The sequence below is a fragment of the Enterobacter chuandaensis genome (genome assembly GCF_039718975.1).
Classification (GTDB): domain Bacteria; phylum Pseudomonadota; class Gammaproteobacteria; order Enterobacterales; family Enterobacteriaceae; genus Enterobacter; species Enterobacter chuandaensis.
Genome location: NZ_CP097173.1, coordinates 4001088 through 4014512 on the forward strand (window position 1 = coordinate 4001088; position 13425 = coordinate 4014512).

A 13425-nucleotide genomic window follows, 5' to 3' on the forward strand; every position below is an offset into this window, starting at 1 on the left:
CTCAGTGGAGAACCGTCACCGCATCCTTAAGCCGTCCGGCGCGGTGTTTCACCATGGCAGAAATGTGGGCGCTCTCCTCGACCAGATCGGCATTTTTCTGCGTAATGCTGTCGAGTTCCGCCACCGCGCGGGTTAACTCTGACAACCCGGTCGCCTGTTCGGACGTCGAGTGGCTGATCTGCGCGATGAGCTGCGTCACATTTTTCACCTGCTCGACAATATCATCCATCGTGCGGCCTGCGGCATGCACCTGCTCGGAGCCGGACTGCACCTTGCTGGCGCTGGCATCAATCAGCTTGCGGATATCGTTCGCCGCATTCGCGCTGCGGCTGGCAAGGTGGCGAACTTCACCTGCGACCACGGCAAAACCTTTCCCCTGCTCGCCGGCCCTTGCGGCCTCCACCGCCGCATTCAGCGCCAGGATATTGGTCTGGAAAGCGATGTCGTTAATCAGAGAGGTAATCGAACCAATGCGCTGCGTGCTGTCGGCGATATCATCCATCGTTTTCACCACGGTCTGCATCGCGTTGCCGCCTTTCGTCGCCGCGCTGCTCGCGGCCACTGAGAGTTTGTCCACTTCGGCGGCGGTTTCAGAGTTGCTCTGAACGGAGGCGGCCATCTGGTTCATCGTTGCGACGGTCTGCTGCACGTTCGCCACGGTCTGCCGCGTACGATCGTTCAGCGCTTCATTTCCCTGCGCCAGCCTGTCGCTGCCGTCACGGACGCTCATCACCTGACTTGAGACGTCATTGATGAGCCAGCGGCACATCAGCCCCAGCTGCCCTACCGCACGCAGCGTCAGCCCCAGCTCGTCGCTGCGGTTCAGATGCTGCACGCTGTTGCGCTCGCCGGTCGCTACCTTCAACGCCTGGCGAGCGACGTTTTCGATCGGGCGGACAATTTGCTGCTCAAACAGCAACGTTCCCAGCAGCATCACCACTGCGGCGGCTGCGAGCGGCAACCAGCCTGCGGAGGTGGACACCAGGGTAGCGGCAAGCACGGCAAAAAGCGCCGCCATCACACTGCGTACGCGCCAGCGCAGCGGCATGGCCGGAAGCTTACCCAGCCACCCTTTTCGCACCACCAGTCCTTTGTGGATACGCTTTTTACAGCTCCCGTTATTCAGCGCCCGGTAGAGCGGCTCTACGGCGGCAATCTCTTCCTCTTTGGCCCGGGTGCGGATCGACATATACCCCGTCACCTGCCCGTTCCGCACCATCGGCACCGCATTCGCACGCACCCAGTAATGATCGCCATTTTTACGTCGGTTTTTGACAATCCCGCTCCACGGCTCACCCTGCTGCAGGGTGTACCACATATCGGCAAACGCCGCTTTCGGCATATCGGGATGGCGCACCAGATTGTGCGGCTGCCCCATCATCTCATCAAGCTGATAGCCGCTCACCTGCACAAAGGTGTCGTTTGCATGGGTCATATAGCTGTGGATGTCTGTGGTCGACATTAAGGTGGTGTCATCGTCCAGAGGATAGTTATTCTGGGTGACATAGGAAGGAGAAGACATGACGGGCATTCCTTGCAGGTTATTCGAATGTTAATTTTGTGGTTTATTGTTTTTTCGGCGGTAAACAATTTATCTTTAGTTGTTAAACTTGATGGAGATCGCAGATTTCACTTAAACCGCACTTTTTGTGAGATTTTATAATCTATTGATTTCAAATACTTTCGATAAGAAATTACCTACAAAGCATGACCTGTTAATGCCCACTTAAGTAGCAGGCTATGCACTCCGGTAGTGCAATTGAGTCGTATCCCCCTTTCCAGCGCCCCTTGCTCTGTACCGCTAAATCCCGTTTCGGTTGCTCCGGCATGATTAAATATTGCGCAACATAATTTTAACCTGGCGTTTATCCCGATTTTCGTTAAGTCATCTGAAGTGGCGTAATCCCTGCAATACTTAACTCAGTATCATGTGATACGCGATCCCCGGGAGCATATTTTGAACAGGTTACCTTCCAGCGCCTCGGCTCTTGCCTGTACCGCGCACGCACTGAATCTCATTGAGAAGCGAACGCTCGACCATGAGGAGATGAAACAACTTAACCGAGAGGTCATCGATTACTTTAAAGAGCATGTGAATCCTGGTTTTCTGGAGTATCGCAAATCTGTTACCGCCGGCGGGGATTACGGAGCCGTAGAGTGGCAAGCGGGAAGTCTGAACACGCTTGTCGACACCCAGGGACAGGAGTTTATAGATTGCCTGGGTGGTTTTGGTATCTTCAACGTGGGGCACCGTAATCCAGTAGTGGTTTCCGCCGTACAGAATCAACTTGCGAAACAACCTCTCCATAGCCAGGAACTGCTCGACCCGCTTCGCGCCATGCTCGCGAAAACGCTGGCGGCCTTAACGCCCGGCAAACTGAAGTACAGCTTCTTTAGCAACAGCGGCACCGAGTCGGTCGAGGCGGCGATTAAACTCGCCAAAGCGTACCAGTCGCCGCGCGGGAAATTCACCTTTATCGCTACCAGTGGCGCGTTCCACGGGAAATCCCTGGGCGCACTGTCGGCTACGGCTAAATCCACCTTCCGCAAACCGTTTATGCCGCTGCTGCCGGGCTTCCGCCACGTGCCGTTTGGCGACATCAACGCCATGCGCACCGTGCTGAGCGAATGCCGTAAAACCGGCGATGACGTGGCGGCGGTGATCCTGGAGCCGATTCAGGGCGAAGGTGGTGTGATCCTCCCTCCACAAGGCTATCTGCCCGCCGTGCGTCAGTTATGCGATGAGTTTGGCGCGCTGCTGATCCTCGACGAAGTGCAGACCGGGATGGGGCGAACCGGCAAGATGTTTGCCTGCGAGCACGAGAACGTTCAGCCGGACATTTTGTGTCTGGCGAAGGCCCTCGGCGGCGGCGTGATGCCGATTGGCGCGACGGTTGCCACCGAGGAGGTGTTCTCGGTGCTGTTCGACAACCCGTTCCTGCACACCACCACCTTTGGCGGCAACCCGCTGGCCTGTGCGGCGGCGCTGGCCACCATCAACGTGCTGCTGGAGCAAAACCTGCCTGCGCAGGCGGAGCAGAAAGGCGACATGCTGCTGGACGGTTTCCGCCAGCTTGGCCGTGAGTACCCGGATCTGGTGCAGGAGGCGCGCGGCAAAGGGATGCTGATGGCAATCGAGTTTGTCGACAACGAAATCGGCTACAGCTTCGCGAGCGAGATGTTCCGCCAGCGGGTGCTGGTGGCCGGCACGCTCAACAACTCGAAAACCATCCGCATTGAGCCGCCGCTGACGCTGACCATTGAGCAGTGCGAGCTGGTGCTGAAGGCGGCGCGCAAGGCGCTGGCCGCGCTGCGGGTGAGCGTGGAAGAGGCATAAACAACGCCGGGTGGCGCTACGCTTACCCGGCCTACTTTTTATCGGTGAAACTCCGCCACCGTCATGGTGAAACGAAGCACGGTGTCGCCTTCATTGGCGTAGCCGTGCGCCGCTTCGGTTTTCGCCACCGCCGATGCGCCCTGGTTAACCTGCGTCACCGTCTCGTCCATCGTTAGCGATAAAACACCTTCGATCACGTGCAGTAGCTCAAAGGTTCCCGCCGGGTGCCCCGGAGAGGTAAAGCGTTCCCCCGGCAGCATCTCCCACTGCCATAACTCAATCATATCCGGGCCCGCGGTGCCCGCCAGCAGCCTGGCGTAACCGCCCTGCGCGCCCTGCCACAGTACCGGAATCGCGGCTTCTTCAATAACGTGCACCTGCGGCTCGCTGGAGACGTTAACGATATCCGCCACGGAGATGCCGAGCGCGGCGGCCAGCTTGCACAAAATAGCGATGCTGGGGTTGGCTGCGCCCTTTTCGATCTCCACCAGCATCCCTTTGCTGACGCTGGCCCGGCGGGACAGCTCGTCCAGCGACAGCTTTTTCTCTTTCCGCCAGTTGCGGATGCGGTTCGCCACGGCCAGGCTTACCTGGGCAACATCGGCACCCGAATCAGTCATTATATTGACTTTATCAGTCATTGGTCACTACCATGGTATAAAACAGTCAATACAGGATTATTTATGTCTCTCGTTACGCCGTCAATAGATTCGCGTCTTGCCGGGATTGCCCCAGGCTTTCGGGCGCTGAGCATTCTGGTTGAAGCTGCGCCGATTACCCACCCGGAGGTGGCAACTGCCGCGCTGGCGCAGGCCTGCCAGCAGATGCTTAATGATGATGTGCCATGGGCTGCTGCACACCTTTCAGACTGGGATGAGGTGTTTAAAGCCTTCGGCGCGAAACCAAAACGCACGCCCTGTTCCGCCGCGGCCCTGCGCAAGCGGGTACAGAAAGACGGTTCGCTGCCATCGCTGGATCCGGTCGTGGATATCTATAACGCGGTGAGTATTCGCTACGCCATTCCGGTGGGTGGGGAAAATCTCGCGGCGTACTCGGGTGCACCGCGCCTGACGCTGGCCGACGGCAGCGAGCCGTTTGATACCTATAAAGAGGGACAGCCGGTGATAGAACATCCGGAACCGGGCGAGGTTATCTGGCGCGACGATCTCGGCGTCACCTGCCGCCGCTGGAACTGGCGACAAGGGGTGCGTACTCGTCTGGACAGCCAGGCGCAATCTATGTGGTTTATTCTTGAAAGTCTGCCGTCGATGCCGCTTGCGGCGCTGGAAGAAGCAGGAGAGGAGTTAGTTAATAACCTGCAGCGGCTGATGCCGGGTGCCACGGCTCAGATTCAACTGATGGAGCTGGCCTGAACAACGCCCGGTGGCGCTAACGCTTACCGGGCCTATGGGGTGCGGGATGGTGCGGTAGGCCGGATAAGCATTAGCGCCACCCGGCATGGCCGCTACTCCGGCAACAGCCCCACAAAACTGCGTTTCTTACGCGGCTCTGACATCAGCTCTTCGAGCTTATCCACACACGCCAGGTAGTGCGGCGTTTTCTTATGCGCCAGCACCGCCTCTTCGTCCTTATAGGCCTCGTAGATAAAGAACCGCGTTTTCACACGCGGATCCTGCAATACGTCAAAGCGCAGGTTTCCCGGCTCCTGAATCGCCCCCTCGTGGTTGGCGCGGAACACCTCCAGAAACTCGTCCACCCGCTCGGGCTTGATGTTGATCTCCACCAGCGTCACGTTCATTTTGCTTCTCCCTGTTTCTCTTCCTGCCAGAACTGGAACGCATCGCGGGCGTTCCAGTTCTCATGAACCACTTTCTTCACCGCCTTTAGCATGGCGAGCGGCGCACTGGACTGGAAGATATTGCGCCCCATGTCCACGCCGGATGCACCCTGGTCGATCGCGCGCCAGCACATATCCAGCGCCTCGTGCTCCGGCAGCTTTTTGCCCCCGGCGATCACTATCGGCACCGGGCAGCTGGCGGTCACTTTTTCAAATCCCTCGTCCACGTAGTAGGTTTTGACGAACTGCGCCCCCATTTCAGCGGCGATGCGGCTGGCGAGCGAGAAGTAGCGCGCGTCGCGAGCCATCTCCTTGCCGACGCCCGTCACCGCCAGCGTCGGCATGCCGTAGCGAGCCCCTGCGTCCACCAGCTTGATGATGTTGTTGATCGACTGATGCTCAAACTCGCTGCCTATGTACACCTGCGCCGCCACCGCGCAGACGTTCAGGCGCAGGGCATCCTCCATCGCCACCGCCACACATTCGTTCGACAGCTCCCCCAGAATCGAGTTACCGCCGGAGGCGCGCAGCACCACCGGTTTGTTTGTCGCAGCTGGCACCTGGCTCCTGAGGATGCCGCGGGTACACATCAGTACGTCGGTTTCACCAAACAGCGGCGCGATGGAGAGGTCGATACGCTCAAGGCCGGTGGTCGGCCCCTGAAAGTAGCCGTGGTCAAAGGCCAGCATCACCGTGCGGTTGCTCTGCGGGTTGAAGATGCGCGAAAGCCTGGACTGCATGCCCCAGTCCAGCGAGCCGCAGCCCTTCAGGGTGTACGGCGCGTTAACCTGCGGCGTACCGATGCCAAAATCTTTGCCGTCTTTGATGTCGTCTAAATCAGCCATTTGCTCCCCCCGTCAGAAATCGTATTTGCTGATGTTCTCTTTGGTGAACACCACGCGCTCCGGCAGCAGCACGATGCCGTTGCCCTTCGCCTCGTACTGGTAGCCCTGCACGCTGTTCGGCTCGACTTTCAGCGCGCCGATATCTTTGACGTCCACGCTGTCGCCGACGTTAAGATCGCCTTTTTTCAGCAGGCGATCGGCGACATTGACCGCAATTTTGCCCTGTTGCACCACGTCCCACAGGCCGAAGGCTTTCACCGTGCCGCGCTCAACGTACGGGCGCATCACGTTCGGCGTGCTGAAGCCGACAATCGCCACCCCTTCCCGCTTCAGGTTTTCCGCCGCCTGCGCCGCGGCAGGCAGCGCGTTGGCGTCCGGCGCGATGATCGCATCCAGATCCGGATACGCTTTTAAGATCCCTTCGGCGGTTTGCAGGGATTTGGTGGCGTCGTTATAGCCAAACTGGGTGGTGACGATCTGCCACTGAGGGTGATCTTTCTCGATTTTGGCTTTCGCCTCTTTCACCCACTGGTTCTGGTCGGTGACGGTCGGGCTGGAGTAGAAGAACGCCACTTTAGCGTTCGGTTTGGTGACCTGTTTGCCCGCCATCTCCACCAGCAGGCCGCCGAGCTGCTCCGGCGTTCCCTGGTTGATGTAGATGCTACGGCACTCCGGTTTGGTGTCGGAGTCCCAGGTCAGAACCTTGACGCCTCGCTGCATCGCGCGCTTCAGCGCCGGGCAGAGGCCGTCCGGCGACACGGCGGAGACGATAATGGCGTTATAGCCCTGGTTAACGAAGTTATTGATGAGCTGCACCTGGCCGGAGACGCTCGGCTCGGTCGGGCCGTCGTAGGTCACATCCACGCCGAGATCTTTCCCCGCCTCTTTCGCGCCGTTGCCGCCGCTGGTGAAAAAGCCCACGCCTACCAGCTTCGGGATAAAGGCAATGCGGTCCGCCGCCTGCGCCGAGGCGAAGCTGAGGGCCATTGTCAGGACGAGCAGTTTTGTTTTCATCTTACGCTCCGGATAGTTTTCTAAAGAGAGATCGCACCCATTCGCGGTGCAGACTTAGCGAACGTCCCATCACCACCACAACCAGCAGCGCCCCTGACAGCGCGCTCGACACCTGGTTAGGGATGCCGACCATCTGTAAACCCTGCTGCAGGTAGCCCACCAGCAGCGCCGCCAGCGCCGTACCAACAACCGAGCCTGACCCGCCGTAGATATTGGCCCCGCCGAGCACGGCGGCGGTGAGCGCGGGCATCAGTAAATCGCGCCCCAGATCCGAACGCGCGGAGCCGAAATAAGAGACCATCACCAGCGCGGCAATCGCCGAGGCCACACCCACCAGCCCGTACAGCGCGTAGGGCATGCCGTTCACCGACAGCGCCGCATAGCGCGCCGCGCGCGGGTTCTGGCCGATTAAAAACAGATGACGGCCAAAGCGCCCGCGGTGGGTAATCAGCCAAAAGAAAAACGTAATCACCGCGAACAAAACCAGCGGGATCGGCAGGCCCAACACCGTGAGGTTAGCGAACGCCGTGAAGCTGTCCGGGAAGCCACCGATGCCCTCATAGCCCGTCGCCCCCGCCATGCCGGAGAGCAGCAGCGCGCCGCCGCCGTAGAGGTAGAGCGTGCCGAGGGTGATCACCAGCGGGCTAATGCCGGTATAGTGAATAAGCGCGGCATTAAATAATCCGCACAGCAGGCCGAGCAGCAGCGTCAGAGGGATGTCAACCGCCATCGGCCACCCTGCCTGCATCATCACCCCCAGCGCGATGGCGCACAGGCCAATTGTCGAGCCGAGGGAGATGTCGATCCCGCCGCTGATGATGACCAGCGTCAGCGGCAGCGCCACAATGCCGATGCAGATGAAGTCGCTGGTGCTGAACAGCAGCATGTTGACGTCGAGCATGCGCGGGTTGATGGCGCCAAAGAGCAGGATCTCCAGCACCAGTAAAATCAGCAGCGCGCTTTCCCAGTTAAGTTTCATTTACGCCACCTCTTTTTTGCGTTTGGGAAACGGGGTGACGTGCTTTCCCCCTCTGTTGCCCGGCTGGAAGCGGCCATACTTCAGCGCCCGCTGATGGCGTGCCAGCGCCTGGCGCAGGCGCCCGTCGAGCACCAGCACACCCAGCAGCACCAGCCCGGCGATAAAGTCGTTCCACCACGCCGGAAGCCTGAACAGCACCAGCACGGTGTCGATTTGGGTCAGGAAGAACGCCCCCAGCAGAGCACCAATCAGCGTGCCGGTGCCGCCCAGCAGCGAAATACCGCCGAGCACGCAGGCGGCGATGGCCTTCATCTCCAGCCCGCTGCCGGTCTGGTTGGGCACAAAGCCTATCTGCGCGGCAAAGACAATCCCGGCGCAGGCTGCCAGCATGCCGTTCAGGGTAAAGGCAATCATGCGGGTGCGGTTCACCGCCACGCCCAGCTGGCGCGCGGCGGCGAGGTTATCCCCCACCGCGTAGAAATCCCGCCCGAACGCGGTGCGCGACAGCGTCCATGCGCCAACGACGGCGATAATTAATACCAGCATGCCGAGCGGCGATATCCCGACGGCAGCAGGCTCAGAGAGGGATTTCAGCCCCGGCGGCAGCCCCTCAATCCACTTTCCGCCCGTCCAGAGCAGCATCGCCCCGCGGTACAGCCCCAGCGTGCCGAGGGTGGCGACTATAGCCGGAATGCGCAGCGCCACCACCAGAAACCCGTTAAACGCCCCGGCCAGCGCCCCAGTCGACAGCGCGAAGAGAATGGAAACCGGCAGGCTGTAGCCGCTATTAAGCGCCACGCCGACAGCGATAGCGGACAGCCCGACGATGGAGCCGACGGACACGTCGATATTGCGGGTCAGCATCACCAGCGCCGCGCCGATGGCCAGCAGGATCAGGATCTGCGCGCTGGCGAAGATCATCCCCAGCGTCTGTAAACTCAGGTAGGACGGGTTCAGCGCCACCAGCACGGCGAACAGCGCCAGAATGGCGAGAAACGCGCTCAGCTCGCGGTTTTTCAGCAAGGTCTTCATGATTACCCTCCGAATGCCAGCGCCATCATCCTGTCGAGGCTGACGGCGTGGCGCGGCAGCTCGCCGCTGAGCACGCCCTGATGCATCACCAGCACGCGGTATGCCAGGCCCGGGAACTCGTCGAGATCGCTTGAGATCATCAGCACCGCCACGTTCTGTGCCGCCACGCTTTTTATCAGCTGATAGATATCGGCGCGCGCCGAGACGTCCACGCCACGCGTCGGTTCATCGACGATCAGCAGTAAAGGGTTGGCCTCGAGGCAGCGCGCCAGCAGCACCTTCTGCTGGTTGCCGCCGGAGAGCGTGCGTACGGGTTGATCCGCATAGTTGAGCTTGATCCCCAGCGCCCGGTGATAACGCTCCACCACCGCAGACTCCCGCTTGCGCTGCTGCCAGAGGGACGGCTCGTTCAGCGCCACGGTGTTCCAGCGGATCGGCGCGTCGAGGAACAGGCCGGACACCTGCCTGTCTTCCGGCAGGTAGACCAGCCCTTTGTCCAGGCGTGAACTGACCGGATCGCCGGTGATCTCCTGGTTTTCCAGCCAGACCCGGCCACCGCGCACCGGACGCAGGCCGTAGAGCGTTTCCGCAAACTCGGTGCGCCCGGATCCCACCAGTCCGGCCAGGCCGACGATCTCCCCGGCGTAGATCTCAAGGCTAAGATCGATAAACCCCTCCCCGGTGAGATCTTCCACCCGCAGCACCGGGAAATCCTGCGCCTGGGTGCGCCTGTTGCCCGGCAGCGCCAGCCACAGCTTTTGCGTATCGCTGAGGGATTTCTCCCGGCTTACCGGCGTCATGGCGGCGATCAGGGCGTTATCGTCAAACTGCGCGGTTTCGCCGCTCAGCACTACCGCACCGTCGCGCATCACCGAGACGTGGCTTGCCAGCTGGCGGATCTCCGGCAATTTATGCGAGATAAAGACGATGCCGACGCCCAGATCCTGCAGGGCACGGATCTGGCGGAACAGCCGCTCGGTTTCACCCGGCGTGAGGGAGGCCGTGGGTTCGTCGAGGATCAGGATCCTGGCATTGCGCATCAGCCCGCGGAGGATCTCCACCATCTGCTGATCCGCCACCTCCAGGGTGCTGGCTGCGGCGTCGAGGTTAAGCTGGCACTGCAGTTGCTGGAGTTTCTCCGCCAGCCGCTTTTCCAGATCGCGTTCGCGCGGCAGGCGGAACAGGATGTTTTCCCGCACCGTCAGGTTGGGGAACAGCAGCGGCTCCTGCGGCACCAGGTAAATGCCGAGCTTATGCGCCTGCGCGGGCGTGAGCCGTTCAAAAGACTCCCCCGCGACCGAAAGTTCACCGCTGTCCGGCGTTTCCACCCCGGCGATGATCTTCATCAGCGTCGATTTTCCCGCACCGTTACCGCCCATCAGCGCGTGTACCTGCCCCGCAAGCAGCGTGAAATCAATGCCTTTCAGAACCGGCACGCCTGAGAACTGCTTGCTGATATTCCGCGCGTCGAGAAGTGGTGTCATCATCGCTCCGCTATTGAACAAATGATTTTTAGATTTAATAATGTTCAAAAGCGTAGACGGTGAACTATATTTACAACCGTGCAGGGATCACAGTTTTATCGATTGAGATACAGATAAACCAGAAACGATCGAAAAGATCCGTTTTGTCGCGTGGCTCACACTTTCCCTTCGCGTCATCACGAACATATGATCTAAATTTTTATAAGAGTTCAACTATGAGCGATAAACGCACTGCGGAAGAAGGACGGTTTGCCGGGCTGGCACTGGCGGAAGAGGAGCTGGTGGCGCGCGTGGCCTGGTGTTACTACCACGACGGATTAACCCAGAACGACATCGGCGAGCGGCTCGGGCTGCCGCGCCTGAAAATCTCCCGCCTGCTGGAGAAGGGTCGTCAGTCCGGGGTGATCCGCGTGCAGATCAACTCCCGCTACGAGGGCTGTCTGGCGCTGGAAACCGAGCTACAGCAGCGCTTTGGCCTGAAGCTGGTGCGCGTGATGCCCGCCCTCAATACCCCGCCGATGAACGTGCGGCTGGGCATTGGCGCGGCGCAGTCGCTGATGGGCGTGCTGGAACCCGGCCAGCTGCTGGCGGTGGGATTTGGTGAAACCACCATGAGCAGCCTGCAGCACTTAAGCGGCTTTATCAGCTCGCAGCAGATCCGCCTGGTGACGCTCTCCGGCGGCGTCGGGCCGTATATGACCGGTATCGGCCAGCTCGACGCGGCCTGCAGCGTCAGCATGATCCCCGCCCCGCTTCGCGTCTCATCCGCCGAGGTTGCCGGGATCTTAAAACGCGAAACCAGCGTGCGGGACGTGATCCTCGCGGCCACCGCCGCCGACGTGGCGGTTGTCGGCATTGGTTCGGTGAACCAGCGCCGTGACGCGACGATTTTGCGCTCCGGCTATATCAGCGAAGGTGAACAGCTGATGTACGCCCGCAAAGGGGCGGTGGGCGACATTCTCGGCTATTTCCTCAATGCGGAGGGCGAGTGCGTTGAGGAGCTGGAGATCCATAAAGAACTGCTGGGCGTCACGCTCGATGAACTGGCGCAACTGCCCACCATCGTTGGCGTGGCTGGAGGGGAAGAGAAAGCCGATGCGATTTATGCCGCACTGAAGGGTCGCCGTATCAATGGCCTGGTGACGGAAGAGACGACAGCCCGCGCGGTGCTGGCCCTGACGTAACGGGGTTGCCCTGCGCTAACAACGAGGCAAGCTCATGAGTTACCTTTTAGCGTTAGATGCAGGGACAGGCAGCGTTCGCGCCGTGATTTTCGATTTACAGGGCAACCAGGTTGCCGTCGGCCAGGCCGAGTGGAAGCACCTGAGCGTGGAGAACGTGCCGGGGTCGATGGAGTTCGACCTCGAGACCAACTGGCAGCTGGCCTGCCGGTGTATTCATCAGGCGCTGGAGCGTGCGCGCCTGAGCGCGGCGGATATTCAGTCCGTCGCCTGCTGTTCGATGCGCGAAGGGATTGTGCTGTACGACCGCAACGGCGAGGCCATCTGGGCCTGCGCCAACGTTGACGCCCGCGCCAGCCGCGAGGTGGCCGAACTCAAAGAGATCCACGACTATCGTTTTGAATCGGAAGTGTATGATGTTTCCGGCCAGACGCTGGCCTTGAGCGCGATGCCTCGCCTGCTATGGCTGGCGCACCATCGTCCGGACATCTACCGCAAGGCTGCGACCATCACCATGATCAGCGACTGGCTGGCGGCGAAGCTCTCCGGCGAGCTGGCGGTCGATCCGTCTAACGCGGGCACCACCGGCATGCTGGATCTGTTTTCCCGCGACTGGCGTCCGGCGCTGCTCGACATGGCCGGGCTGCGCGCCGATATCCTCTCCCCGGTGAAAGAGACCGGCACCGTGCTGGGCGCGATTACCAGAGAGGCCGCACAGCAGAGCGGCCTGCGCGAAGGCACCCCGGTGGTGATGGGCGGCGGCGACGTGCAGCTGGGCTGTCTGGGGCTGGGTGTGGTTCGCGCCGGGCAAACGGCGGTGCTGGGCGGCACCTTCTGGCAGCAGGTCGTAAACCTGCCGCAGGTGCGCACCGACCCCGAGATGAACATCCGCGTGAACCCGCACGTTATTCCCGGCATGGCGCAGGCGGAGTCGATCAGCTTTTTCACAGGGCTGACCATGCGCTGGTTCCGCGACGCCTTTTGCGCGGAGGAAAAGCTGATTGCCGAACGGATGGGGATGGACACCTACTCCCTGCTGGAAGAGATGGCGAGTCGCGTACCGGCAGGCTCCCACGGGGTGATGCCGATCTTCTCCGACGCGATGCATTTTAAGCAGTGGTACCACGCCGCACCGTCATTTATTAACCTCTCCATCGATCCGGAAAAGTGCAACAAAGCGACGCTGTTCCGCGCCCTGGAGGAGAATGCGGCGATCGTCTCGGCCTGCAACCTGGCGCAGATCTCGCGCTTCTCCGGCGTGACGTTTGAAAGCCTGGTGTTTGCCGGAGGCGGTTCGAAAGGGGCGCTGTGGAGCCAGATCTTAAGCGACGTTACCGGCCTGCCGGTGCGCGTGCCGGAAGTGAAAGAGGCGACGGCGCTCGGCTGCGCGATTGCCGCAGGTACGGGCGCGGGGCTGTTTGCCGATATGGCCTCGACGGGCGAACGGCTGGTGAAGTGGAGCCGCGAGTTCACGCCGAACCCGCAGCACCGCGAGCTGTACGACGGCATGATGCAGAAATGGCAGGCGGTGTACGCCGACCAGCTTGGGCTGGTGGACAGCGGGCTGACGACGTCGATGTGGCAGGCACCGGGGCTGATGCGCGACACACGCCCCTCACCCTAACCCTCTCCTTCCCCACAGGGATGAGGGGAAGTTCTTTGAGATCTATCACAATCATTCGATCCCGCTTTTACCTTTCTTCTGCCGCTGGCTAAATTAGTAACTCATCCGACCACATAACAATAATTTTACAC

The 13425-nt window shown here is 60.6% G+C and carries 12 protein-coding genes; 4 read left to right on the top strand and 8 right to left on the bottom strand.

The genetic code is table 11. The features are described from left to right. Position 1: 1 nt before the first annotated feature. Positions 2-1522 (bottom strand): methyl-accepting chemotaxis protein, encoded by a 1521-nt coding sequence (locus MX657_RS19225; protein WP_346806459.1) that lies wholly within the window; start codon positions 1520-1522, stop codon positions 2-4. A 435-nt stretch (positions 1523-1957) separates the two neighbouring features. Between MX657_RS19225 and ygjG the strand changes: the two genes are divergently transcribed. Then, positions 1958-3337, top strand: coding sequence for a putrescine aminotransferase (ygjG, locus tag MX657_RS19230; RefSeq protein ID WP_167553797.1), 1380 nt, complete (start codon positions 1958-1960; stop codon positions 3335-3337). A 38-nt stretch (positions 3338-3375) separates the two neighbouring features. Here the strand turns inward: ygjG and MX657_RS19235 are convergent, their stop codons facing one another. Then, a complete protein-coding gene (locus MX657_RS19235) occupies positions 3376-3978 on the bottom strand; it encodes a helix-turn-helix domain-containing protein (protein WP_346806462.1) in 603 nt (200 codons plus the stop codon). A gap of 42 nt (positions 3979-4020) precedes the next feature. On the opposite strand from MX657_RS19235, the gene MX657_RS19240 reads away from it, so the two are divergent. After that, positions 4021-4710, top strand: coding sequence for a B3/B4 domain-containing protein (locus MX657_RS19240; protein ID WP_346806463.1), 690 nt, complete (start codon positions 4021-4023; stop codon positions 4708-4710). Positions 4711-4802: 92 nt separating this feature from the next. On the opposite strand, the gene lsrG is transcribed toward MX657_RS19240, so the two are convergent. From lsrG to lsrA, 6 genes are read right to left on the bottom strand one after another with little or no spacing between them, the layout of a single operon-like run. Next, a complete protein-coding gene (lsrG, locus tag MX657_RS19245; protein ID WP_013098845.1) occupies positions 4803-5096 on the bottom strand; it encodes a (4S)-4-hydroxy-5-phosphonooxypentane-2,3-dione isomerase in 294 nt (97 codons plus the stop codon). Next, positions 5093-5980, bottom strand: coding sequence for a 3-hydroxy-5-phosphonooxypentane-2,4-dione thiolase (lsrF, locus tag MX657_RS19250; RefSeq protein ID WP_346806465.1), 888 nt, complete (start codon positions 5978-5980; stop codon positions 5093-5095). The genes lsrG and lsrF overlap by 4 nt, the downstream gene beginning before the upstream one ends. A 12-nt stretch (positions 5981-5992) precedes the next feature. After that, on the bottom strand, positions 5993-6994 hold the full coding sequence (gene lsrB, locus MX657_RS19255) for an autoinducer 2 ABC transporter substrate-binding protein LsrB (protein WP_218727570.1): 1002 nt from the start codon (positions 6992-6994) through the stop codon (positions 5993-5995). A 1-nt stretch (position 6995) separates the two neighbouring features. Continuing rightward, positions 6996-7973 carry an autoinducer 2 ABC transporter permease LsrD gene (lsrD, locus tag MX657_RS19260; RefSeq protein ID WP_346806467.1) on the bottom strand — a complete coding sequence of 326 codons (978 nt, stop codon included), beginning with the start codon at positions 7971-7973 and terminating at the stop codon, positions 6996-6998. Then, positions 7974-9005, bottom strand: a complete 1032-nt coding sequence (gene lsrC / locus MX657_RS19265; protein ID WP_080328265.1) for an autoinducer 2 ABC transporter permease LsrC — start codon at positions 9003-9005, stop codon at positions 7974-7976. A gap of 2 nt (positions 9006-9007) precedes the next feature. Next, positions 9008-10489: an autoinducer 2 ABC transporter ATP-binding protein LsrA gene (gene lsrA / locus MX657_RS19270; protein WP_346808577.1), complete on the bottom strand. Its 1482-nt coding sequence runs from the start codon at positions 10487-10489 to the stop codon at positions 9008-9010. Positions 10490-10704: 215 nt separating this feature from the next. Here lsrA and lsrR point away from each other — a divergent pair, with 215 nt between their 5' ends. Together lsrR and lsrK are read left to right on the top strand one after the other, a co-directional pair. Next, positions 10705-11673 (top strand): transcriptional regulator LsrR, encoded by a 969-nt coding sequence (gene lsrR / locus MX657_RS19275; RefSeq protein WP_010435856.1) that lies wholly within the window; start codon positions 10705-10707, stop codon positions 11671-11673. 34 nt (positions 11674-11707) lie between these two features. Continuing rightward, a complete protein-coding gene (gene lsrK, locus MX657_RS19280) occupies positions 11708-13294 on the top strand; it encodes an autoinducer-2 kinase (RefSeq protein WP_346806469.1) in 1587 nt (528 codons plus the stop codon). Positions 13295-13425: the final 131 nt, after the last annotated feature.

Bases quoted from the DNA above. Each gene is read 5' to 3' on its own strand.
- lsrC (WP_080328265.1), bottom strand. From the start codon at position 9,005: ATGAAGACCTTGCTGAAAAACCGCGAGCTGAGCGCGTTTCTCGCCATT.
- lsrF (WP_346806465.1), bottom strand. From the start codon at position 5,980: ATGGCTGATTTAGACGACATCAAAGACGGCAAAGATTTTGGCATCGGT.
- lsrG (WP_013098845.1), bottom strand. From the start codon at position 5,096: ATGAACGTGACGCTGGTGGAGATCAACATCAAGCCCGAGCGGGTGGAC.
- lsrB (WP_218727570.1), bottom strand. From the start codon at position 6,994: ATGAAAACAAAACTGCTCGTCCTGACAATGGCCCTCAGCTTCGCCTCG.
- lsrR (WP_010435856.1), top strand. From the start codon at position 10,705: ATGAGCGATAAACGCACTGCGGAAGAAGGACGGTTTGCCGGGCTGGCA.
- MX657_RS19240 (WP_346806463.1), top strand. From the start codon at position 4,021: ATGTCTCTCGTTACGCCGTCAATAGATTCGCGTCTTGCCGGGATTGCC.
- MX657_RS19235 (WP_346806462.1), bottom strand. From the start codon at position 3,978: ATGACTGATAAAGTCAATATAATGACTGATTCGGGTGCCGATGTTGCC.
- MX657_RS19225 (WP_346806459.1), bottom strand. From the start codon at position 1,522: ATGTCTTCTCCTTCCTATGTCACCCAGAATAACTATCCTCTGGACGAT.
- lsrK (WP_346806469.1), top strand. From the start codon at position 11,708: ATGAGTTACCTTTTAGCGTTAGATGCAGGGACAGGCAGCGTTCGCGCC.
- lsrA (WP_346808577.1), bottom strand. From the start codon at position 10,489: ATGACACCACTTCTCGACGCGCGGAATATCAGCAAGCAGTTCTCAGGC.
- lsrD (WP_346806467.1), bottom strand. From the start codon at position 7,973: ATGAAACTTAACTGGGAAAGCGCGCTGCTGATTTTACTGGTGCTGGAG.